Source organism: Paraburkholderia sp. SARCC-3016, from assembly GCF_031119615.1.
GTDB lineage: Bacteria > Pseudomonadota > Gammaproteobacteria > Burkholderiales > Burkholderiaceae > Paraburkholderia.
Genome location: NZ_JAVHZD010000008.1, coordinates 73800 through 96627 on the forward strand (window position 1 = coordinate 73800; position 22828 = coordinate 96627).

The following is a 22828-nucleotide window of genomic DNA, read 5'->3' on the forward strand; positions in this document are numbered from 1 at the left end:
CGGTGCCGGGTTTCTTCAACCGTCATCTCGTTCGCTCCTGAAATCGCGCCCAGTGGCGATCTGGAATGCGCGTACGACCGCGCGCGTGACCAGTTCGATCTTGAAGGCATTGCCACGCCGGCCCTGTGCATTGCGCACGAGCGCACCGGCGAAACGGCGCACGACATCGCCGGTCAGCGGCGCGCCACGCAGCATCGACTCGGCATCGAAATCGCGCCATGGCTTGTGCGCGACGCCGCCGAGTGCGCAGCGCACGTCGCGAATCGCGTCGCCATCGAGTTCGACCGCGAGTGCGACCGAGACGAGCGCGAATGCATACGACGCACGCTCGCGCAACTTCAGATAGGCGTGGTGCCCGGCGAAACCTTGGGGCGGCAATTCGACTGCCGTCACGATCTCGCCTCGATCGAGGTTCGTGTCGATATGCGGCGTGTCGCCTGGCAGCCGGTGAAAATCCGGGAATGCAATCGCGCGCGCGCCATGCGGGCCGTCCGTGTGTACGGCCGCATCGAGTGCGGCGAGCGCCACACACATATCCGACGGATGTACGGCAATGCAGTGCTCGCTTGCACCGAGAATCGCATGCATGCGGTTCACGCCTTCGAGTGCCGGACAGCCGCTGCCCGGCTCGCGCTTGTTGCACGGTACGTCTGTGTCGTAGAAGTACGGACAGCGCGTGCGTTGCAGCAGGTTGCCGCCGATCGTCGCGGCATTGCGGATCTGGGCGGACGCACCTGCGAGTATCGCTTTCGAGAGCAGCGGGTAGCGTTCGGCAATCGTGCGGTTGCGCGCAGCCGCGCTGTTGGTGACGAGCGCGCCGATGCGCAGACCGCCGGCGGGCGTCTCATCGATCGACTTCAACGGCAGCCGTGTGATGTCGATCAGCCGTACAGGACGCTCGACATTGACGCGAATCAGATCGACGAGATTCGTGCCGCCCGCGACGAACGCGACATGCGGCGCACCGTGATGCTGCGCGAGCGCATCGCGAAGGTCGGTTGCCCTCGCATACGAGAAGCGGTTCATGCGCGGGCTCCGTGGCCTTTGCCGTGGTCGTCGCGCGTGCTGTCGTCCTCGCGCGTGTCTGAACCGGCACGCTTTCCGGCCTCGCGTTGCCGGCTGCGGGCGTCGCTCAAACCCGCCACCTCCTCGATCGCCGCGACAATGTTCGTATAGGCGCCGCAGCGGCACAGATTGCCGCTCATCGCTTCGCGAATCTGGTCGCGCGAACGAAGCGCGTCTTCGTCGAGCAATGCGACCGCCGAGCAGATCTGGCCTGACGTGCAGTAGCCGCACTGGAACGCGTCGTGATCGATGAACGCCTGCTGCATCGGATGCAGCGTATCGCCCTGCGCGAGCCCTTCGATCGTCGTGACCGATGCGCCGTCATATACGGCCGCGAGTGCAAGACACGTGTTGATACGCTGGCCGCCGACGATCGCCGTGCAGGCGCCGCATTGTCCGTGGTCGCAACCTTTGTGCGTGCCGGTCAGCCCGCAGGTTTCGCGCAGCAGATCGAGCAGCGACGTCCACGGCTCGATCTCGAAGCTGCGCGAAACGCCGTTGATGTCGAACGAAACCGACACGCGCTGGAGCTCGGGAGGATCGACATCGAGGTTCTGCCGCGACTCCGTGTGGCCGTTGGCGGGAAGGTCGGTTGGCTGCATGGACGGCTCCTTCGACTGGTGGTTCGGGTAGTGGGATGCGTTAAACGCACATCGCAGCGGGCCGCAATCGATATACCCGACTTATCGGCATAGCGTGGCTTTCAGAAAGCGAATGCGGGGAATATCTACATCGGCCGCAGGCAAGCATTGCAACGCGACGCGGCGGGGCTGCGCGGTTGCGGCATCGCCGCATGAATAACGGCGGAACGTTCCTTGCTGAGCGAATTGTTCCGGTTCAATACACGGAGAATTTCATGCTCGGCCGCGAAATACCCCGCAACAAACCGCGCCATGTCGATTCACGCGTCCTGTATTCCGGTTCTTACCGGTTGGGCGCGTCGGGTTCATCGGCGCCGAAACGTCATGACGAGAAGCATCCCCATTCCGAACGCTCGGAAAAAAACATCGACAAAGCCGTCGAGGATTCGTTTCCCGCGAGCGACCCGCCCGCGACAGGCGGCACGACACGCATCGATCCCTCGCCTTCCGAAGAAAACGCGAAAGACGACTCCAAAAACAACGATCACGCGGCACACAAGCGTCCGGTCTCGGACAAAGGCGGCAACCCGTGATGCTTATGAGCGGCCACCGCAGCGTTGACGACGTCAAAGATCCAAACAAACGTGCTGAACAATATGATTGAAAGTCCGGGGCAGTGGCCGCGCGTGCATGACAGGCTTCGCAACGATTACAGCGACACCGCCGGTCACGCGCGCGGCAGCGATGAAAAACGCGAGAGCGGCCACGACGAGGACGCGCGGCACGAACACGGCAGGAACGAGTCCGACGCCGACAGCGGCAAGCGCGGTGGCGAGAACCGCGCGGATAAAGATGACACCAAGGAAAGCAACGACGACAGCGGCAACCGGGACGGCGACGGCGAAGACAAAAAGCCGCGCAGCCGCAAGCCGCTCTATATTCTCGGCGCGCTCGTCGTGCTGCTGATCGTCGCGGGGGGCATCTGGGCCTTCGCCACACGCAACCAGGTCACTACCGACGACGCCTATACCGACGGCAACGCGATCACGATCGCGCCGAAGGTGTCGGGCTATGTCGTCCAGCTTGCAGTAGACGACAACACGCATGTGCACAAAGGCGATCTGCTCGTCGTGATCGACAAGCGCGACTACATTGCGCAGGTCGATCAGGCGAAAGCCGCGCTCGGACTCGCGCAGGCGCAACTGCAGGCCGCGCAGGTGCAGCTCGAGATCGCGCGCGTGCAGTATCCGGCGCAGTATCAGCAGGCGAAGGCGCAGGTCGAATCGGCGCGGGCGAACCTGACGCAGGCGCAGGCCGCATACAACCGTCAGCATTCAGTCGACATTCGCGCCACGTCGCAGCAGAACATCGACGCCGCCAACGCGCAGCAGCAGAACGCGAGCGCGAGCGTGCAGGAAGCACGCGCGCAGCTGCAAACCGCGAGCCTCGTGCCGCAGCAGATCCGCCAGACGGAAGCGAGTGTCGCGGAGCGGCAGCAGCAGGTCGAGCAGGCGCGCGCGCAGCTCGAGCAGGCGGAACTGAATCTGTCGTACTGCGAGATCCGCGCGCCGGCCGATGGCTGGATTACGCGCCGCAACGTGCAATATGGCACTTTCCTGCAAGCCGGTACGTCGCTTTTTTCGATCGTCACGCCGCAGGTATGGGTGACCGCGAATTTCAAGGAGTCGCAACTGACGCGCATGCGTCCCGGCGACAAAGTGAAAGTAGACGTCGACGCGTACCCGGACCTCGAACTGCATGGGCATGTGGATAGCATCCAGCTTGGCAGCGGCTCGCGCTTTTCGGCGTTCCCGGCCGAGAACGCGACCGGCAATTTCGTGAAAATCGTGCAACGCGTACCGGTAAAGATCCTGATCGACAGCGGCATGCCGACTGATCATCCGCTGCCGTACGGGCTCTCGGTGACGCCGAAGGTGTATCTGAAGTGATGCGCGAGACGACGCATGACGACCCGGCGTGATCCAGGATCGCCGCGCCGCCCTCGCCCGTGCTTACACCAGTCGCTTAGCCGTCGCTTACCCGTCGCTTACCAGTCGGGATCGTTCACTTCCTGCCGGTAGTCGTAAGCGCGATTCACGAGCCGGTGTGGACGGCCATTTGCCTGCAGCACTTCGCGCCAGCTGGCGAGTTCCGCGAGCGAATTCGTGTGCAGTACCGCATACGCCTTGCCGTTCGCCCCGGTGCCGGCAACGACCTCGATCGGGTCGTCCCCCGTTGCGTCTCCCGTGGCGAGCAGCATGCGGATGTCCGCCTGCAGGACCTGCATTTCGTATTGAGTCATCTGCGTTCTCCTTCCGGTTGAACACATTGGTTTGAACACATCAGTAGCAGGTCGATGCGCGGACCAGCGCGGATTAACAGCATACGCCGTACCCGGCGCGCTGTCGCGCGCATCGCGCCCGGGCGCGGCACAGCCCGTGCTCGCCGCTCAGACAGTGACTCAAACCCTCAGGCACCATCCTTTCACCATGACGATGCGCGAGGCCGACCCGATAACAGACGATCCGCCGGCAAACGGTGCCGGAACCAATAGCGAAGCCTGTCCACGCACCGAGCGCGACGCGTGGCTGCAGGAAGGCCGCACTTGCGCGTGGCTACGGCGCGCGCAGCGTTTGCGCGTGCTGATCGATGCGGCCGACTATTTCGATGCGCTGCGCGCGGCAATGACGCGCGCCCGCGACACGATCTTCATTGTCGGCTGGGATATCGACAGCCGTCTGCAACTGACGCCCGAAGGCGCGCGCGACGGCTTGCCCGCCGGCCTCGCCGAGTTTTTGTGCGCGCTCGTCGAAAAACAGCGGCATCTGCGTATCTACGTGCTCGCGTGGGACTTCGCGATGCTCTATGCATTCGAGCGCGAATGGCTGCCCGTCTACAAGCTCGGCTGGCGCACGCATCGACGCGTGCGGTTTCAGCTCGACGGACGCCATCCGCTCGGCGCGTCGCATCATCAAAAACTCGTCGTGATCGACGATCGCGTGGCGTTTGCGGGCGGCATCGATCTGACCGGCTCGCGCTGGGACACGCCCGACCATCATCCGCATACGCCCCTGCGACGCAATGCCAATGCGGAGCCGTATCAGCCGATGCACGACGTACAAGCGATGTTCGACGGGCCGGCAGCCGCGGCGCTCGGCGAGCTCGTGCGCGAACGATGGCGGCGCGCGTCCGCACGGCACGTCGAACTGCCGCCGGTTGCCGTGCACGACGCGAGTGCGGGGCGCGCCGCGCACCTCGATCCGTGGCCGGAGCAAGTGCAAGCCGACATCGAGAATGTCGAGCTCGGCATCGCGCTGACCGAACCTGAATACAACGGACGTCCCGCGGTCCAGCACATTCAGCAGATGTACGTCGACGCGATTGCGCGCGCACGCGAGAGCATCTATATCGAGAACCAGTACTTCACCGCGAGCCGCATCGGCGCCGCGCTGGCGGCGAGCCTCGCGGATCCCGACGGCCCCGATATCGCCGTGGTCGGCCCCGAACGGCAAACCGGCTGGCTGCAGCACGCGACGATGGGCGTCATGCGCGCGCGGCTGCACGCGCTGATGAAGCAGGCCGACCGCCACGGCCGCTACGCGCTGTACGCGCCGACCGCGGGCGGATTCATGCACGACCAGTTCATCAACGTGCACAGCAAGCTGATGACCGTCGACGACGAATTGTTGCTGATCGGCAGCGCGAACCTGAACAACCGGTCGATGGTGCTCGACACCGAATGCAATATTGCGCTCGACGCGCACGGCGACCCGCGTATCAAGGCGATGATCGCGTCGGTGCGCAATCGGCTGCTGGGCGAACACCTCGACGCGACGCCCGAAGCGGTCGCCGAAGCGCTTGCGGCGCAGCGCCTGAATGCGGCGATCGCCACGCTGCGGCACGGCGAGCGCACGCTCGCGCCGCAGGATCCGGTCGCGCCCGCGGAGCCCGACGAGCTGACCACGCGGATGTCGGTCTTCGACCCCGAAGCACCGCTCGCGCCGCAGGAACTCGTCCGCCAGTTCCTGCCCGAAGCCGAAAGCCGCCCGTTGCGCGGCCGGCTGCTAGTGCTCGGCGGTTTCGCGCTCGCGGTCGCCGTGTTTGCGGTGTTGTGGCGCTTCACGCCGCTTGGCAACCTGTTGAGCTTTTCCGCGCTCGTCCATGCGGCGCATGAACTGCACGACTCGCGGCTCGGGCCGCTTGCGATCGTCGCGGTCTATGCGCTCGCCGCGAGCATCTCGGTGCCGGTCACACTGCTGATCGCCGTCAGCGGCTTCGTGTTCGGCGCGCTGGCCGGCAGCCTCTATGCGTTGAGCGGGACCTTGATCTCGGCGGTCATCACCTACTACGCGGGTGCATCGCTCGGCCACGACGCGGTGCGCCGCCTCGCTGGTTCGCGCATCAACCGCATCAGCGAAAAGCTCGGCAAGAAAGGGTTTGTGGCTGTCGTGATCGCGCGGATCGTGCCGGTTGCGCCGTTCACTTTGCTCAATCTCGTGGCCGGCGCGTCGCATATCGGCTTTCGCGATTATCTCGCCGGCACGGCGATCGGCATGGCGCCCGGCATCGTGCTCGCGACGACGTTTGCACAACAGCTCGTGGCCGCGGTCCACCATCCATCGCTCGCCGGCATTCTGATCGTCGGCGCGATCGGCGCGGTGCTGGTCGGTATCTCGGTCGCGCTGCACCGCTTTTTTGCCCGCCGGGCATGAACGAGCCATTGAACGAAGATACGAACACACCATTGAACAGGCCTTCATATACACGCTCGTGCGTGGATTTGCATGCATCCTTGAACACGGGCATGCACGCGTGCGCGGACCCGTCGGCGCTCAGCGATACGCTAGCGAGCGCGCCATCGAAACCGGCCGCGGCCGATTCGCGTGTGCTACGTATCGCGACCTACAACATTCACGGCGCAATCGGCTGCGACGGTGTGTACATGCCGCAACGCATCGCCGACGTGATTGCCGAACTCGACGCCGATATTGTCGCGCTGCAGGAAGTGCCGCTCGGCGGACGCGATGCACCACCGAATGCGCTGCCGATGCTGCGCGAGGCAACGGACATGCTCGCGATTGCCGGGCCGACACTCGATACGCCCGAGCGGCGCTACGGCAATGCCGTGCTCACGCGTTTGCCCGTGCGCGGAACGCGCACGCTGAATCTGTCGTTCGGTAAGCGCGAGGCACGCGGCGCGCTCGACGTCGATATCGCGAGCACGAGCGGCGTGCTGCGCATCGTCGCGACACATCTCGGCCTCTCCGCACGCGAGCGGCGCGCGCAGATCGCGTCGCTGATCGCGGCGTTCGATACGCCGGCGCTGCCCGTGATCCTGCTTGGCGATATCAACGAGTGGTTCGTCTGGGGTTATCCGTTGCGCGCGCTCGTCACGCACTTCAAGGCGGCGCCCGCGCCGCGCACGTTTCCGGCGTGGTGGCCGGTGTTTTCGCTCGACCGCATCTGGATGCACCCGGTGGAGCGGTTGATCGGCGTGGAAGCCCATCGCAGCGCGCTCGCGCGTGTTGCATCGGACCATTTGCCGCTCGTCGCGCACGTACGGTTGTGATGCCGCGGTTGTGACGGCAAGGCGGCGCGCGATGCGGTGACCGGGCGTCGTTGGACGGAGTTCAGGTCCAGACGCCCATATCTGTTTGCGACGCGAGCACGCGTGGCTTCGGATCGCACCGGCAATGGCAGAGATCGCCGTCGAGGGCTGGCTGCCGGTTCGAGATGCGGTCATCCGGGCGCGGTCCTTTCGGCTCGATATAGCCCTCTGTGTTGCAAGCCGGGCATGACACCCTCGCGCCGAGATAACTGAGGCAGCGCCCGTTTGCGCGCATCTCGGCGTCGCCTTCGAGCACCTGACCGCCGCTAGTTGTTTTGTCGAACTGCATGACATAAGCACGTCTCCGCATGTTTCAGATTCCTATCCATTCCCAGTACGACAGGCCGTGACTTGATAATTCGACGATTTCGGGCATCTTCTCGCCCGCTCTGCAATGAATCACACGGTTAGAACTATCGTCGTAAGTCACTGGAAACATCGGATACGGCAACTGTTTTCGTTCAAACCAGCGGCCCGAACGCGGGCAGGCCTTCCCCGGGCGGCAAACCACATCTGTTCCGTACGGCGGCAGACCTGGATCGGCCTCCCAGAACCATGCAGCGAGGCGGTCATGAATAGGCTCTCCGTTTTCATCAATCACCGTCTCCGCTTCAGGCGCAACGTCGCCCTTATGAAAACGCGTTACGAACCGGCTGCGCTGCCTGTTGAATTCCGATACAGCACGGTAATAGCCGTCCTCGGCAAATTCCGAACCGGGAAGCACAGGCTGCGAAGACATCGCTTCGCGCTTCTGTGCTTCGTAGTTTTCGAGTTCTTCGGGCGTAGACGGATAGTCACGGTCGAAGGTCACCACGACAGGCTTGCTGTTATCCGAAGTGAAGCCGACTCGCCCCATGGTGGCTGCAATACCGTCGCCGCCTATTCCGGCAATAACGAGTGCTCCGACGCGATAGGTTCCACGTTTGATCTTTTTATCGGGTACCGCGATGAAGTTGAAGGTGACGTTGCCGCCAGCGGGAATCGTCAGCGTCTCATCGGGAAATTCGGTCCCGTTGACAATCGGGACACCGGCGAGATCAACGCCCCAATCATTGCTGTCGTCTGTATCAATGGCTCCTACGTCCAGCCGGTCCCGGTGCTGCCGCCAGGTATCCGGCCTTGACATCAGGATTGGATACCGACCGCTATTGACAAACCGGACAGATACAAACAGCTTACCTCGTTGCCGTTGAACACTTGCTACAGCAACGTTGAGCTTGAGAATGGCACGCCCCTGACCAGCGTAGTTTTTGAGGATCCTGGACTGATAGTCGGTAAGCTGGAATGCCACTTCTCGCGGCAGTTCATGCCACTGCCCGTGATACGGCTTGAGTTGGCCATTTTCCATACAGGTTATCGAGTACACCAGCGGGGGGCGCATTGGCTCCAGCTCCGTAGTGGGTCCTCTCCGGGCAGCCTCACACAGTTTGCGGTGAATAACCTTCGCCTGGGCGAGATCGTCGTGGGATAACTCCGCTTCCACGACGCCGACGCCGGTTAGCTTGCCCGTCACGCCTTTATTCAGCGTATTGGACAGCCTTACGCGGGCGGTGCCTTTCAACCATACACCTACCCCATTTGCGCCGTCCGGCATGACGTTCATCGAACTGAACCCGAAACCTTCCCCAACGGGGATATCGGATTCTTCCGCAGAGGATCCGGACATAATCAATGCTCCAATGACAAATAATATGGAAACCTTATTTAACAAAACCCGGCGAAACCCTTTACCTCCCATACCCGACCTTCCAGTTCTTATGTGTCATGTCAGTGAAATGCTTTCGGACGTATTCCAGGTAATATGGTCCGACGGACGCGCTCGGCGGAGCGCCTGGACTTTGAGGAACCGGATTATTGCAACCTCCTCCCATGAGGTTTCTTGCCGATGTCATCTGCCATTTCTGTTTCCCCCGATGCGCTGCGTCGGCGGCAAAGTCAAGCTGGTTATTGTTGATATACATACGATGTACCCAGCCGCCGTACTCCCAATACTCATCCGGAAAGTTAAACAGGTGGCCGCATTCATGGGCGGCCACGTTGGAATCGCCGCCGCTATCAACGTAGGTTCCATCTCTACGGCGTCTCGTACTGATTTCACCCCATGATTTGGCGTCAGCACGCAGTTCCCGCGGAAACAGATAGACCGTCTTGTGGATTTTTTTGCCGTTTCCAACTTCCGCTCCGGCCACGCTGATAAGAAACTCCACCCTGAAAATCACGGATACACGACAACCGCACGAGGCATCCTTCGCACAGCCATCGAGAATCAACTGGCACCCGTGTCCATTCAATACAGCCTCGACCTGGCGCTTCTTCTTTTCGACATCAAAACGCGGGCCGGTTCCGCGGCGGTATTCCATGACGTGGCCGTTGTCGTACCTGCCGACTCCGTAGGCGACACATCGGTAATGAGCATCGGAGTCGTAGGGCACGGACTGCTTCTGCCCATCTGGACCAAGCAATGCCGTCCCCGTTGCATCAGACACAAACAGGTCGACAGGGATGATCTTTACTCTGACCGTGGCGTACAAAGTTTTCGACTGTTCGTCGTAGGACAGCACAAATTCGGTCGGAAAGGTCCCGCCTGCCGTCCGCTGCTGGTTTGTTACGTCATTCAGCCACGGCCGCTTTCTTTCGTCGAGCGCCATATAGCTGCCTGTCTCTGTTGCATCCACGCACTCCTTAAACATACCGGGCATGCGCCAGGGGCAATAGACGCCCTTCTCCAATCTCACCGGAATGCTCAAGTCACCTGAAGGCGGCAATTGCGGTTCAAGGATATGGTTCCTGTCCGCATTGTTCCGGTCAGGCGAATCGATCGCAACGACTCCAGCGCCCAACCTTAGCGTTCCCCCGATGCCCGATACCGGCGCAGCCGGCATCGGGCCGCCTTGTCGATCGATGGCTGCAGGCGACGTATCGGCCGCAAGCGAAGCGCCGCCGCGCCACGCCTCGCACGACACCTGGAATGGGACCATGGCTGGCGAGAACGCCGGCGCACCGAGGTGCATCTGCGCAGACGGTGTCTTCTCGAACTTCGAGATTTCCCAACGCAGTTCATTTGGCGCACCGAGCGTGATGCAGCCATTCGAGAGCTTGATAAACGCTCCCTGGCATTCGACGATGAACTCCTTCGCCGCCTTTATCAGCACCGAGCCGTTCACGCTCGATATCGTTACGTTCTGGTCGGCAGCCAGCGACAGCAGGTTGCGCTGTGCCTGGATCTCGATCGGGCCTTGACCCGAAAAGGTCTTGATGCCCTGTTTGCCGCCGAACATCGAGATCATTTCACCGGCCGCGATCGCGACGCGCATGGCAGCATTGAGGTTGAACCACGATGCCGTCGCCACGCTGACATCCTTGCCCGCCGAGACCATCACACGATCTGGCGTCGCCATGCCAATGCCGTTCGGTGCCGACAGCGCGATCACTGCCTGTTTCAGTCCTTCCAGCTCGTTCCAAAGCCATTGGTTCTCCTCCTTCAGGTCTGCAGTCTCGATCTGCGACGCCCGGGCCGCATCGGCAAGCGACTGTACGTAACGCTGCATCGCCTCGAACTGCTGCATGGCCGCTTCCATGCTGGCCTGCTCGCCCAGCGCCCCGGACTGTGCCTCAGTCGAGATCAGCATGCCGCCGCCCGCGCGCAGGTGTCCCTTCAGGTCGCTGCGCAGTTCAAAGCCCTCGCCGCGCACATTCCCGTCAGCAGCGACCGTATGCCCGAGGTTGAGCTGCGATTTGCCATGCTCGGTCGCGGTCTTGATGTGCTCCTTGCCCTTGTCGTTCTCGAACTCGAACGTGTTGTTCGAACGCGTCCGGATCGTGTCGCGTGTACCCCATTTGCCGGCCACCACCGGATCCCTATCCCGCACCGTGTGCAACGCCTGACTGATGTATGGCAGATCGGGATTGCCGCGCAGGAACGCCACCGTCACCACGGTTCCGTCGACGAGGCCAAAGTGAAAGCCGGTGCGCCCGCCACCCGCGAACGGCTTCGCAAGCCGCATCGGACAGCTATTCAGTCCCGGCGTGCGCGGGTCGCGGTCCAGATGCAGGTCCACGATGTAACGTCCCTGCTCGTCGATATACGGGTGCGTGTGACCGCCCGTCGACGTGATGCGGCCGGTCACCACACCGTGAATCTTCGGCCACGTCTCCTCGAGCAGCGGCAGGCGGTAGAGGCGGTCGGCGGGTGTCGCCGTGAAGGTCACGTGATAACCCCTGTCGCGCGACGCAGCATATGTCACGCTCACCGCGAGCAGCCCGTGCTTCGCCTGCGCCAGTTCCCGATCCAGCAAATTGAGCACGTACCCAGGTGCGAGATCGAGCAGGTTGCCGGTTCCTCGATATTGAATCTGCCCCGCCTGCGCCGCCTGGGCACGCAGCTGCGCTTCCTCTGCGGCCTCGTCGGCGGTCAGGCAGGGGGCGCCCCACACATAGACCTCGCCGGATGTGGTGGAGTCGCCCGTATCTCCCAGGTCCGTTCGACCGGCTCCTCCAGCATGCTTTCGGGACTGAAGGTCCGCACGGTGTAGCGTGTCGCAATGGTCGTCGCGTGCATTTCGAGCGTGTGGACCGACTCCATCCCATTGCTATCCATGCCGCTGTACGGGCGATACGCGACCGTCAGATCCGGATCGCGCCGGTAGTGCGTGAGATCGTCGCCAAAACGCACCTTCTCGCAGCGCCGGCCTTCCTCGCAGACATACCACAGACCCGAACGGCGACACAGACGGGTGATGAACGCAAGATCGTCCTCGTCCCACTGCATGACAAATTCCCGCTTGCGATAGGTCCGGTGCAGTGCGAACTCGAAGTCCGCCAGCAGCTTGTCGAAGCCGTTTTCACGCAGGATCTGCCCGATGATCTCGGGATCGCTCCGGTCAACGAAGAAGCGGCACTTCGGGCTGTTGCGCAGCAGCGCCATGCGCGACTCCAGAACCACCTCATACGTCGATTCGTCCCGGTTGCTTCCTGCCAGAGCAAAGCCGGTGACGATGCCATACACGCGTCGTTCCGGTTCAGGCCGGGTCCACTGCTGTTGCGGTGGCTGGATGATGAACGTCGCCATCCTGTTCAGATATTCATCGTGCGACAGATCGTGGCGTGGATGCGTGAAGCGGATGACATAGCGCGTTGGTGCGCCGATCGCACGAACGCCGTCGAACGAGTACACATCGGCCAGTTTCGAACTGGCCGTCTGCGCAAGATCGAGACGGTAATACCGATGCGCGTTCCCGGACGCGTCGTTTGCTGCTGCCGTTTTCAGAACTCCTCCTTAGCCTGTTCGATGCTGGAAATATTCGCGCGTGAAAATCTACCGGACTCGTTCTACAAAAACACACAATCCGTAGTCCAAAACGTAAAATATCGTCAAGATTCTTCACTTTTCTGATTTATCTCACGCTGGCTAACGGAATCACTTACAAGCCGCGTCCCGTGCAATGCGGGGCGGCACACGCTGCATTCGCTTACCCGCGCCTCGCGGATGCCTGAAAGCTTCGGGCTCGCACCTTGCTTACTGTTCGAATCGGTTTTCTCCGGAACCTATCAATGACAGACAGGAAGCGCGTGCGCGATGAGCACCACGCATAACGAATCGAACAGCCAGGGCTCGTCGCGCGACGAAAACTGGCGCCCGTCCGCAAACCCGTGGCTGATCGCAGTCGTCGTGACGCTCGCGGCATTCATGGAAGTGCTGGATACGACTATCGTGAACGTCGCGCTGCCGCACATCGCCGGCACGATGTCGGCGAGCTACGACGAAGCGACATGGACGCTGACCTCGTACCTCGTTGCAAACGGCATCGTGCTGCCGATCTCCGCGTTCTTCGGGCGCGTGCTCGGCCGCAAGCGCTACTTCGTGATCTGCATCATCGCGTTCACGATCTGCTCGTTTCTGTGCGGCATCGCGACGAACCTCGGTCAGCTGATCGTTTTCCGCCTGCTGCAGGGCTTTTTCGGCGGGGGCCTGCAGCCGAACCAGCAGTCGATCATTCTCGATACGTTTCCGGCCTCGCAGCGCGGCCGCGCCTTTTCCATTTCGGCGGTCGCAATCGTCGTCGCGCCGGTGCTCGGGCCGACGCTCGGCGGCTGGATCACCGACAATTTCACGTGGCGCTGGGTGTTTCTGCTCAATGTGCCGGTCGGTATCCTGACGTCGATTGCCGTGATGCAGTTCGTCGAAGACCCGCCCTGGGAACGCAAGCGCAAGGGCAAGGTGTCGATCGACTATATCGGCATCGGGCTGATCTCGATCGGCCTCGGCTGTCTGCAGGTGATGCTCGATCGCGGCGAAGACGACGACTGGTTCAGCTCGAATTTCATCCGCATTTTCGCGGTGCTCGCCGCGCTCGGCATCGGCGGCGCGATCACGTGGCTGCTTTACACGAAGAAGCCCGTGGTCGATCTGCGCTGTATGAAAGACCGCAACTTCGCGCTCGGCTGCGCGGCGATCGCGGCATTCGCGGTGATCCTGTACGGCAGCGCGGTGCTCGTGCCGCAGCTCGCGCAACAGCAGCTCGGCTATACGGCGACGCTCGCGGGCCTCGTGCTGTCGCCGGGTGCGATCCTGATCACGCTGGAGATTCCGATCATCAGCCGGCTGATGCCGTATGTGCAGACGCGCTCGCTGCTGTCGATCGGCTTCATGCTGATGGCGCTTGCGCTCGCCTACGCGCATACGCTGACGCCGGACATCGACTACGACACGCTCGTGAAGATGCGCAGCGCGCAGTCGCTCGCGATCGGCTTTCTGTTCGTGCCGATTACCACGCTCGCGTATCTGACCGTGCCGCAGCGGCTGCACAACGATGCGTCGGCGATCTTCACGATGTGCCGCAACGTGGCGGGTTCGATCGGCATTTCCCTTTCGACGGCGCTGATCCGCGAACGCAGCCAGGCTCGCATGGCGCACCTCGCCGAGCATATGACGCCGCTGTCGCAGAACTATAGCGACGCGCTCGCGCGAAACACACAGTCGGTGATCGATTTCATGGGTCAACCGCGCGCGCAGGCCGTGCAAACCGCAACCGGGCACCTCTATCAGACCTTCGTGAGTCAGGCGACGATTCTCGCGTATGTGGACGTATTTGCGATGCTGTCGATCTTTTGCATCCTGTGCATTCCGCTCACGTTTTTCTTTTCGCCGGCGAAAGCGGCCGGCGGCGGAGCACATTGACATGACGGTCGACATGAAAAAAAAGCCGCGTGCCCGCTCGTATGCATTCGCGTTGCTGCTGTGCGTCGCGTTGAGCGCATGCGCGGTCGGCCCCGACTTCAAGGCGCCCAACGGCCTCGGTCAGGACGAGCCCGCGCATTGGCGCGATCCGCAACGCACCAGCGATGCGACGTCGAATGGCGAAGCGCCGAAACCGGGTGCCGGCGCCGTGAAAGTGCCCGACGCCACCGCCGTTTCGTCGCATCCGACCGAAGACTCGGACCCGGACCCGCGCTGGTGGCGCAGCTTCAACGATCCGACGCTCGACGGCCTGATCGCACGCGCCGCACAAAGCAATCTCGATTTGCGCGAAGCGGTGCTGCGCATCGAGGAAGCGCGCGCCCAGGTGCAAGGCGCGGCCGCGCAAGGTCTGCCCAACGTGCGCGCGACCGGCAGCTATACGCGCGAGCAGCTCGGCATCAAGGGCATTCTCGACGATCAGAACGTCAATAGCCGCATCGATGCGCTTGGCGCGTCCGGCCAGGGCGCCTCGGTTCAGAACGGCGCACGCAATCTCGTGGACCAGCTCGAACAGCCGGTCAACCTGTGGCAGGCCGGTTTCGATGCATCGTGGGAGCTCGATCTGTTCGGCCGCGTGCGGCGTTCGGTCGAAGCTGCGAATGCACAGACCGAAGCGGCAGTCGAAAGCCGCAACGATGCGCTGCTGTCGCTCGAAGGCGAAGTCGCGCAGAACTATATGCAGTTGCGCGGCGCGCAGGCGCAGCTAGATATCGCCAAACGGCTCGTCGACGAACAGAACGGCGTGCTGACGCTCACGCAAAGCCAGGCCAGGGTCGGGCTCGCAAGCCAGCAGGACGTGCAAAGCGCGGCCGCGCAGCTCGAATCGACGCGCGCGCAACTGCCGCAATTCGAGCAGCAGATCGCGCAGGCCTTGAACGGTTTGTCGTATCTGCTGGCCGAGCCGCCGGGCGCGCTCGACGACGAGCTCTCGGCCCCTGCCGCGGTGCCGCCCGTGCCGCCCGTCGTCGCGACCGGCCTGCCGTCGACACTGGCGCGCCGACGCCCGGATATTCGCCGCGCCGAAGCGAACCTGCATGCGGCAACCGCGAATGTCGGCGTCGCGGTCGCACAGTTCTACCCCGATATTTCGCTGACGGGGCAGATCGGTTTGCGCGGCACGCACGCAAGCGATCTCGCGCGCTGGTCGCATCTGTTCTATTCGTTCGGACCGTCCGTTTCACTGCCGATTTTCGAGGGCGGCGCGCTCGTGTCGAACCTCAAGGTCACGAAAGCGCAGCAGGCCGAGGCCGCGCTCGAATACCGCAAGACGGTGCTGCTCGCACTGCGCGACGTCGACAATGCACTTGCCGTCTATCGCACCGACCAGACGCGCCGCACCTCGCTCGAGCGCAGTGCGGCCGCGCAGCAGGATGCGTTCGACCTCGCGCGCGAAAGCTACCGGAAAGGGCTGACGAACTTTATCGACGTGCTCGATGCGGAACGGCAGCTTTCGCAGGTCCGGCAGCAGTACGCGCAGAGCACGACGCAGGTCAGTACCGATCTCGTCGCGCTGTACAAGGCGCTGGGCGGCGGATGGGAACAGACGCCAGAGCGCAATCCATGATTTGCATCAGGCAGAAGCGCAGATCAGATCGCCAACGTCGCAAACAGCACACACTGGAAGGCTTTACAGGTATATCGTTTGAAATTGAGTGGTTAGCGAAGCGCGGCTCACCGTCGCGCACCAAAGTCGTCCCCTCATCGGCAGATCGATCATGCAAAGCCGCCCGCCCGCCTTGCCCCGCATCTCAGTGGTCGTCCTGACGCACGATCGCGCCGGTCAACTCGTGGGCACGCTCGCGCGGCTCGCGTCCTTGCCCGAGCAACCGCCCGTGATCGTCGCGGACAACGCTTCGCGCGACGAGACGGTCAAGCTCGTCGATATGCTGTTTCCTCAGGTGCGTGTGGTCCAGTGCGGCACCGACCTCGGCGCTGCGGGCCGCAATCGCGCGGTTGCCTGCGTGCGCACCGACTATGTCGCGTTCTGCGACGACGATAGCTGGTGGGAACCGGGCTCGCTCGCGCTGGCCGTGAAGCTGCTCGACGGCGCACCGCAAGTCGCGGTGCTCAATGCGCGCGTCGTGACCGGCGAAAGCGGCGCGCTCGATCCGCGCTGCCGCTCGATGGCGGCAAGTCCGCTCGCCGCGCCCGGCTGTCCGGCGGCGGCGGTCACGAGTTATATCGCGGGCGCCTGTGTGTTTCGCACCGCCGTGTTCCGGGCGGTTGGCGGATACGAACGGCGGTTCGGCGTCGGCGGAGAGGAAGCGCTCGTCGCGCTCGATGTACTCGACGCCGGGCACACGATCGCCTATTGCAACGAACTGACCGTGCGACGCGGCGTTTTTGCATCCGACACTGCTGCTGCGCTCGATAGGTTCGGGCGCCGGCGCACCGACAGGCACGACTCGCCCGACGATGCATGCGGTAGTGAAGACGCGTTGCAGCGGCGCGTGCAGGCGCGTAACGCCGCGTGGGTCGCGTGGCTGCGGCTGCCATGGCGCGACGTCGGCCGTTCGACATGCGCCGCGCTCGCGACCTTCGCGCATGAGCACACGTTATGGCGGGACGGCGCAGCGATGATCGCCGGCCTGCCATGGGCGCTGGTCAACCGGCACAGGGTCAATGCGCAGGTGCTGGCCACGCGTGCCGAAGCGCGGGCCGCGCAGCGGCGGCTGGCACGAGGCGCGCAGGCCGAATGCGACGCGCAGAACGCGAGGCATACGGTGGCCGAGCCGCGTTCGCACGATCATTGACTGCGGCGCTTCCCGTCCAGACCCGCGTCACCCCTTCTGCCGCCGGCTCAACGTATCGAGCGCCCAGCGCAATTGCCGGTCGGTCGCGCGCAGGCGCAATTCGTCGGACGCGATCGCCGCCAGCGCGGCCAGCGTCTCGCGCGCTTCTTCATCGAGCGTGCGCGGCTCGCAATCGATCACACACAACGAACCGATCGCGAAGCCGTCCTGGTCGACAACCGGCGCGCCCGCGTAGAAGCGGAAGCACGGGCCGCCCCCACGGCCGGATTGTCCGCGAAGCGCGGATCGTCGGCGAGATTCGACGCGACGAGGCGCTGTGCTTCGTTCGGGAAGCGCGCCCGGATACGCACGCTCGCGCTTCTCACTCCCGCTTCCGTCATGCGCGGCTTTCGTCGAGTTCCACGGGCGGACGCGTCGGGTCGAAGTCAGCCCATTTGCCGTGCTGCCACCGGCCCGTTGCACGCTCGATCTCCGCGCCGCCCGCCTCGCGCAGCGTTTGGGCGGCGGCGTTCTGCGTATCGGGTGTGACGTGAACGGCCAGCAGCACGCCCGAATCGCGCGCCTCGTGATGCACGCGCTGCGCAGGCGGACGCTTGCCGCCGCCGCGCGTGCGTGACATCGCGCCGATAAGCGAGCCGACATACGCGCCGACGCCCGCCGCGATCAGCGATACGAGCAGAGGCGCCGAAAACGCGGCAAAGATGCCGACGCCAACGACAGCCCCGATCACAGCGCCGATCGTCACGCCCATGCCCGCGCCTTTCGGCGCGTCGGTCGATGCGGCGTCCTTGTTCGCATCGCCGCCTATCGGATAACGCGCGTGCTGACCGCGCGGATTGACGAAGAAAAGCGACACATCCTCTTCGACGAAACCCTGGCTGAATAGTCGTTCGGCGGCCGACTCGGCAGCCGGAAAGGTGGTGAAACGTGCGGCAACAATCAGCGACATGGTGCCTCCTCATTCACGCCATAGTGTTGAAAATGCGGGCAGCGGCGCGGCAGTGTTGACCAGTCCGCCTCGTCGGCGCGGCTTCGTCCGATCCCGCTCGAAACCGCTCGAATCGTATGATTGCTCCGGAGCAAAGCGCGCGCCTTATCGGACGAGCGCACGCCATCGATAGAACAGGTATAGCACCCGTGTGGCGCTCGCGCCTGACGCGCCAGCACCAGCGCGTGCCAGCGGCCACGTTCAGCGTTTTCGCCTATCTGCGCGCACGGTATCGCCCGCTGCGTCGCCCGCCTCGTCTTCTTGGCTCGCCTCGCCTTCGTCGGCGATCCGGTCCGCAAGCCGCTCGCCGGCGACAGATTCATCGCTATCGCCTCGATAAGGGTCGTCGATGCGGTCGACGTCGATGTCGCTGTTTTCCTCGAGGGTCGAATCGCCGTCGGCTGCCGCGCGCTCGCCGGTGCCGGCGCGATCGGTATCGCTTGCAAGTTCGCTGTCGCCGGTTTCGAGCGCATGGTTGTCGAGTTCGGTATCACGGTCGAAATCGTGGCGCTTCGCGCCTGCCACGTCGCTGCCGCTATCGGACGAATCGCTCGGACCGAGTGTCCCGGTCGTGTTCGCAGTCTCCTTGACGATCTGCGGTTCGCCTTCGTTCGGATCCAGTGTGCTGCTCATAAGGCCTCCCTTTAACGGTTGCTTCCTGCATCAGGCGCGCAATATCCGTTCCGCGGTACGCCGCAGCGGCGGCCGGCGCGGTTATGCGCCTCGCATCGGACGAATAGCGCTGCGTGTCCCCTCATGACGAAATCTCAGCATGTGGGCGCAAATTGAGCGCCATTGCACCGGATACCTAAAGTTCGGCTCCGTGTAAGCCGTTTACCCCGAATAACAACAACCATGCCCCATGCACTTCTTCCCATAGCGTTTGTGCACGGCGAAGCAACGCTGGAGACCACGCCCTCATGAAAATATCGATCAGGATGCGCCTTGCCGTCGCGATGTTGGTGCTCGGCTGTCTGTTGTCGCTTGTCGGCATACTGGGACTCAGCGGTATGTCGAGCAGCAATCAGGCGAATCGCGAGACGTACAGCAACAAGCTGCCGCGCGTGGTCTATATCGGCGATTCGGAGATCGTGCTGACGCGCCAGCGGGCGGCGCTGTTGCGCGCCGCGCAGGATCCGACCGCGCCGGATCTGGAAAGCATCATCAAGAAGTCACAGGGTTTCGAAAAGCAGTCGCACGCGTTGTGGGACAAGTATCTGGCGTTGCCGCGCAGCGCCGACGAAGACCGGCTTACGCAGGAGGTGGTCCGCACGCGCACTGCGATGGACAAAGGTCTCGACGACTTCGTCGCCGCGCTGCGCAGCGGCGACAAGGATGCGATCACGAAGGCCGGTCTGGCGAACAACGACCTGTACGCCGCATTCAATACGGCCGGCGAAAAGCTGCGCCACTACCAGTTCGCCACTGCGGAGGACGACTACGAAGCACAGCAGCGCGGCTTTACGCTGCTTCGGGGCTTGATCATCGGCGCCATCGTGCTCGGCGTGCTGGCGGCCCTGTACAGCTGGCATAGTCTGCACAGCGCGATCTCGCGGCCGCTCGAGGCGGCGCTGTCGCATTTCGAGTACATCGCGGCCGGCGACCTCACGCATCGCGTCGACGTGACGTCGCGCGACGAAATGGGCCAACTGATGGCGGGCCTTGCGAAAATGCGTGACAGCCTGGCGCACACGGTGCGCACGGTGCGCAAAGGCAGCGATGCGATCGCAACCGCGACGCGCGAGGTGGCCGCGGGCAACCTGGACCTGTCGGCACGCACCGAGGAACAGGCCGCGTCGCTGCAGCAAACCGCAGCGAGCATGGAACAGCTATCGGGCACCGCGAAGCAGAACGCCGACAACGTGCGCGAGGCGGCGAACATGTCGACGGCCGCATCCGGCACCGCCGATAAGGGCAGCGACGTCGTGCAGCGCGTCGTGCAGACGATGACCGGCATCGACGAAAGCTCGAGCCGCATCAACGACATCATCAGCATCATCGAAGGCATTGCGTTCCAGACCAATATTCTCGCGCTCAATGCAGCCGTCGAAGCGGCACGCGCCGGCGAACAGGGCCGCGGCTTCGCGGTCGTGGCGGCCGAAGTGCGCAGCCTCGCGCAGCGCTCGTCGAGCGCCGCGAAGGAGATCAAGCAGTTGATCGAACAATCGGTCGAACGCGTGAAGGTCGGTACGACGCTCGTCGGCGAGGCCGGCGCGACGATGACGGAAATCATTGGTTCGGTGAAGCGCGTCACCGACATCATGGGCGAGATTGCGGCCGCCACGCACGAACAGACCAACGGCATCGACCAGGTGTCGCATGCGGTCACGCAGATGGATGAAGTCACGCAGCAGAATGCCGCGCTCGTCGAGCAGGCGAGCGCCGCGGCCGCCTCGCTCGAAGATCAGGCACGCGCGCTACGCGATGCGGTCTCGGTGTTCAAGCTGGCGGACGATGCCGGCGTCCATGCGAGAACCGAACATGCGACGTACGCGCGGATACCGGCGCTGGTCGCCGCGTAGCGGCTTATGTGCGGCTCGAGCGCCGCTCGCGTCGTCCGCCCATCTTCCGCTTGACCGGCATCGGTTTCACGCCGGCTTCACGCCTTTATCGCCCGCGGTTTCGTCCATTCCGCGGGCGCTTTTTTTGCACGCCCTCGCCGTGCCGTCCATGACGCGCTAATCCGCGTATGTCGCCGTAACGGCCGAGCCAGTCAGATCTTCGATCAACTGAGCGGCTCTTGCTACGCGCCCCGACCGGTCGCGCGTAACCGCTGCGCCTCGTGAGCAAAGCCAACCCGCTGCAATGCAACCGTTCCGCGACGCGCGTGCAAAGCGCGCACGTCGCAGCCACGCCGACGCCGCTTTGTGCGTGTTCCTGGGCATAGCGCTTGCGAGTCCTTGCGGCATAGCCGTTGCTCATTGAAGTAAAAGACCCGACCGAGGATCGAAATGAATCGAGCCGTACGCGAACTGATGTCGCGGGATGTCGTAACGGTCGCGCCTTCGGACACGATCGGCCACGCGGCGCAATTGATGCATCGCCATGGCGTGCGCGCGCTGCCGATCTGCGACGGCGCGCGCCTGACCGGTCTCTTGACCGATCGCGACCTCGCGGTGCGCGCGCTATGGGTAGGCAAACCGCCCTACACGCTCGTGCGCGACGTGGCATGCGGCGGCGCCGAGTGGTGTTTTGACGACGACGATGTCGCCGAGATCGCACGGCAGATGCACATCGCGCAGTTGCGGCTGATGCCCGTCATCGACCGTCGGCATCGCCTTGTCGGCATGCTGTCGCGACGCGACATCGTCGAAAGCGCGGAGGCCGTCGCAATCGACGATAGCCGCCGAAACGTTACGCGCAACACGCCCGGCACGGCGAAAACCGCGGGAGACGACACTTAAGGCAACCAGCCACAGAAGGGAGGCACATCATGACCATGATCAACGAACCGGACAGCAATGCGCAAGCGCGCACCGTCGGCCAAGGGTCCGCGACGGCCGCCGGGCCGGGCCCCGAGGTGATGGCGGCTGCGACGCTCGACGGCAACAAGGTGCTGACGGCGGACGGCGAAACGGCCGGCAAGGTGAAGGACATCATGCTCGATGTGCGCTCCGGACGCGTCGCGTATGTCGTGATGTCGAGCGGCGGTTTTCTCGGCATCGGCGACAGGCTGTTTGCGATTCCGTGGAACGCGCTCACGCTCGACACGGACCGCGCGTGCTTCATGCTGAAGGTCGACGCATTGCGCGTGAAAGATGCACCAGGCTTCGATCAGGAGCACTGGCCAACGATGGCGGACCAAAGTTGGGCGACATCCGTTCACGAATACTACGGCAGCGAGCCGTACTGGGGCGGTCGCGGCGCATTGCACGATCCGCTTGCCGACCCGCTCGGCGAAATGGGCGATGTGCTCGAAGGCGGTCGTGGCGAATTGCGGCGCTAGGCACGTCGGCGCGCTGCAAACAACGACACTGATACACACAACTGGGAGGTTCTATGAAGATTCGACAAGCAGGATTCGAGGCTGCGCTCGTTGCAGCCACCTTGGCGATCGCCCCGCTCGCCGCGGGTGTGAGCGCCGTTTACGCGCAAAACACGACGCAAAACGCGACGGACAACCCGGCTGCGGCGTCGAAAAATGGCGCACAGGCGCTATCGGACACTGACCGCCAGTTCGTGCACACCGCCGCCGTTTCGGGCACAACCGAAATCGACGCGGCAAAGCTCGCGATGCGTCAATCGAACGATAAAAGCGTAAAGGCTTTCGCCGCGCGCATGATCGCCGATCACACGAAGCTCTCGTTGCAATTGAAGGCCGCGGTGCCGCACGGCGTCGATGTGCCGAAGGATGCCGATACGTCGGCGCTCGACAGCATCCGTTCGCTCAAGGGCGCAGAGTTCGATTCGGCCTATATCAGCAAATTCGGCGTACAAGGCCACAAGGATGCCATCGCTGCGTTCCAGGACGAGGCGCAGAACGGTCAGGACGCGAGTCTGAAGAAGACCGCGCAAAAGGCGCTGCCGACCATTCAGCACCATTACGAAATGGCGGAGGAACTCGCGAAGAAGAAGAACGCGGTGGCTAGCAAGTAA

General features: G+C 63.4%; 20 protein-coding genes and 1 pseudogene. 11 read left to right on the forward strand and 10 right to left on the reverse strand.

The window, feature by feature from the left end; all coding sequences use genetic code 11:
- Positions 1–15 precede the first annotated feature (15 nt).
- Together QYH69_RS10135 and QYH69_RS10140 are read right to left on the reverse strand one after the other, a co-directional pair.
- Positions 16–1026, reverse strand: coding sequence for a xanthine dehydrogenase family protein subunit M (locus QYH69_RS10135; RefSeq protein WP_308831728.1), 1011 nt, complete (start codon positions 1024–1026; stop codon positions 16–18).
- Entirely contained in the window at positions 1023–1667 is a 645-nt protein-coding gene (locus QYH69_RS10140; protein ID WP_308831729.1) for a 2Fe-2S iron-sulfur cluster-binding protein, read from the reverse strand. The genes QYH69_RS10135 and QYH69_RS10140 overlap by 4 nt, the downstream gene beginning before the upstream one ends.
- A 254-nt stretch (positions 1668–1921) precedes the next feature.
- Here QYH69_RS10140 and QYH69_RS10145 point away from each other — a divergent pair, with 254 nt between their 5' ends.
- Together QYH69_RS10145 and QYH69_RS10150 are read left to right on the forward strand one after the other, a co-directional pair.
- Complete coding sequence (locus tag QYH69_RS10145; RefSeq protein ID WP_374992379.1) at positions 1922–2239, forward strand: hypothetical protein; 318 nt, start codon at positions 1922–1924, stop codon at positions 2237–2239.
- Positions 2240–2302: 63 nt separating this feature from the next.
- Positions 2303–3595, forward strand: coding sequence for an HlyD family secretion protein (locus QYH69_RS10150; protein ID WP_308831730.1), 1293 nt, complete (start codon positions 2303–2305; stop codon positions 3593–3595).
- Positions 3596–3693: 98 nt separating this feature from the next.
- Here QYH69_RS10150 and QYH69_RS10155 read toward each other — a convergent pair whose 3' ends face one another.
- Positions 3694–3948 (reverse strand): hypothetical protein, encoded by a 255-nt coding sequence (locus QYH69_RS10155; RefSeq protein ID WP_308831731.1) that lies wholly within the window; start codon positions 3946–3948, stop codon positions 3694–3696.
- 193 nt (positions 3949–4141) lie between these two features.
- Here QYH69_RS10155 and QYH69_RS10160 point away from each other — a divergent pair, with 193 nt between their 5' ends.
- On the forward strand, positions 4142–6358 hold the full coding sequence (locus QYH69_RS10160) for a VTT domain-containing protein (RefSeq protein ID WP_374992385.1): 2217 nt from the start codon (positions 4142–4144) through the stop codon (positions 6356–6358).
- Between the two features lie 92 nt (positions 6359–6450).
- Positions 6451–7215, forward strand: a complete 765-nt coding sequence (locus QYH69_RS10165; RefSeq protein WP_308831859.1) for an endonuclease/exonuclease/phosphatase family protein — start codon at positions 6451–6453, stop codon at positions 7213–7215.
- Positions 7216–7276: 61 nt separating this feature from the next.
- Here the strand turns inward: QYH69_RS10165 and QYH69_RS10170 are convergent, their stop codons facing one another.
- From QYH69_RS10170 to QYH69_RS10185, 4 genes are read right to left on the reverse strand one after another with little or no spacing between them, the layout of a single operon-like run.
- On the reverse strand, positions 7277–7564 hold the full coding sequence (locus QYH69_RS10170) for a PAAR domain-containing protein (RefSeq protein WP_308831733.1): 288 nt from the start codon (positions 7562–7564) through the stop codon (positions 7277–7279).
- Between the two features lie 3 nt (positions 7565–7567).
- The gene (locus QYH69_RS10175) at positions 7568–8992 is read right to left on the reverse strand and encodes a hypothetical protein (RefSeq protein ID WP_308831734.1); all 1425 of its coding nucleotides are present in this window, start codon (positions 8990–8992) and stop codon (positions 7568–7570) included.
- Positions 8982–11687: a DUF2345 domain-containing protein gene (locus QYH69_RS10180; protein ID WP_308831735.1), complete on the reverse strand. Its 2706-nt coding sequence runs from the start codon at positions 11685–11687 to the stop codon at positions 8982–8984. The genes QYH69_RS10175 and QYH69_RS10180 overlap by 11 nt, the downstream gene beginning before the upstream one ends.
- Positions 11666–12427: a phage late control D family protein gene (locus tag QYH69_RS10185; RefSeq protein WP_308831736.1), complete on the reverse strand. Its 762-nt coding sequence runs from the start codon at positions 12425–12427 to the stop codon at positions 11666–11668. The genes QYH69_RS10180 and QYH69_RS10185 overlap by 22 nt, the downstream gene beginning before the upstream one ends.
- A 402-nt stretch (positions 12428–12829) precedes the next feature.
- Between QYH69_RS10185 and QYH69_RS10190 the strand changes: the two genes are divergently transcribed.
- From QYH69_RS10190 to QYH69_RS10200, 3 genes are all read left to right on the forward strand, one after another.
- A complete protein-coding gene (locus tag QYH69_RS10190; RefSeq protein ID WP_308831737.1) occupies positions 12830–14431 on the forward strand; it encodes a DHA2 family efflux MFS transporter permease subunit in 1602 nt (533 codons plus the stop codon).
- A gap of 13 nt (positions 14432–14444) precedes the next feature.
- Positions 14445–16055, forward strand: coding sequence for an efflux transporter outer membrane subunit (locus QYH69_RS10195; protein WP_308831738.1), 1611 nt, complete (start codon positions 14445–14447; stop codon positions 16053–16055).
- Positions 16056–16206: 151 nt separating this feature from the next.
- Positions 16207–17244 (forward strand): glycosyltransferase, encoded by a 1038-nt coding sequence (locus QYH69_RS10200; RefSeq protein WP_308831739.1) that lies wholly within the window; start codon positions 16207–16209, stop codon positions 17242–17244.
- 27 nt (positions 17245–17271) lie between these two features.
- Here QYH69_RS10200 and QYH69_RS36055 read toward each other — a convergent pair whose 3' ends face one another.
- From QYH69_RS36055 to QYH69_RS10215, 3 genes and pseudogenes are all read right to left on the reverse strand, one after another.
- A complete protein-coding gene (locus QYH69_RS36055) occupies positions 17272–17706 on the reverse strand; it encodes a GAF domain-containing protein (protein WP_374992380.1) in 435 nt (144 codons plus the stop codon).
- A complete protein-coding gene (locus QYH69_RS10210; RefSeq protein ID WP_308831741.1) occupies positions 17621–18193 on the reverse strand; it encodes a hypothetical protein in 573 nt (190 codons plus the stop codon). The genes QYH69_RS36055 and QYH69_RS10210 overlap by 86 nt, the downstream gene beginning before the upstream one ends.
- A 384-nt stretch (positions 18194–18577) precedes the next feature.
- A pseudogene (locus QYH69_RS10215) lies at positions 18578–18865 on the reverse strand (chemotaxis protein); the annotation flags it as partial.
- Between the two features lie 287 nt (positions 18866–19152).
- On the opposite strand from QYH69_RS10215, the gene QYH69_RS10220 reads away from it, so the two are divergent.
- The 4 genes from QYH69_RS10220 (at position 19153) to QYH69_RS10235 (ending at position 22828) form a co-directional block, all read left to right on the forward strand.
- Positions 19153–20754: a methyl-accepting chemotaxis protein gene (locus QYH69_RS10220; protein WP_308831743.1), complete on the forward strand. Its 1602-nt coding sequence runs from the start codon at positions 19153–19155 to the stop codon at positions 20752–20754.
- Between the two features lie 429 nt (positions 20755–21183).
- On the forward strand, positions 21184–21636 hold the full coding sequence (locus QYH69_RS10225) for a CBS domain-containing protein (protein ID WP_308831744.1): 453 nt from the start codon (positions 21184–21186) through the stop codon (positions 21634–21636).
- A 29-nt stretch (positions 21637–21665) separates the two neighbouring features.
- Positions 21666–22178, forward strand: a complete 513-nt coding sequence (locus QYH69_RS10230; protein ID WP_308831745.1) for a PRC-barrel domain-containing protein — start codon at positions 21666–21668, stop codon at positions 22176–22178.
- A gap of 53 nt (positions 22179–22231) precedes the next feature.
- The gene (locus tag QYH69_RS10235; protein WP_308831746.1) at positions 22232–22828 is read left to right on the forward strand and encodes a DUF4142 domain-containing protein; all 597 of its coding nucleotides are present in this window, start codon (positions 22232–22234) and stop codon (positions 22826–22828) included.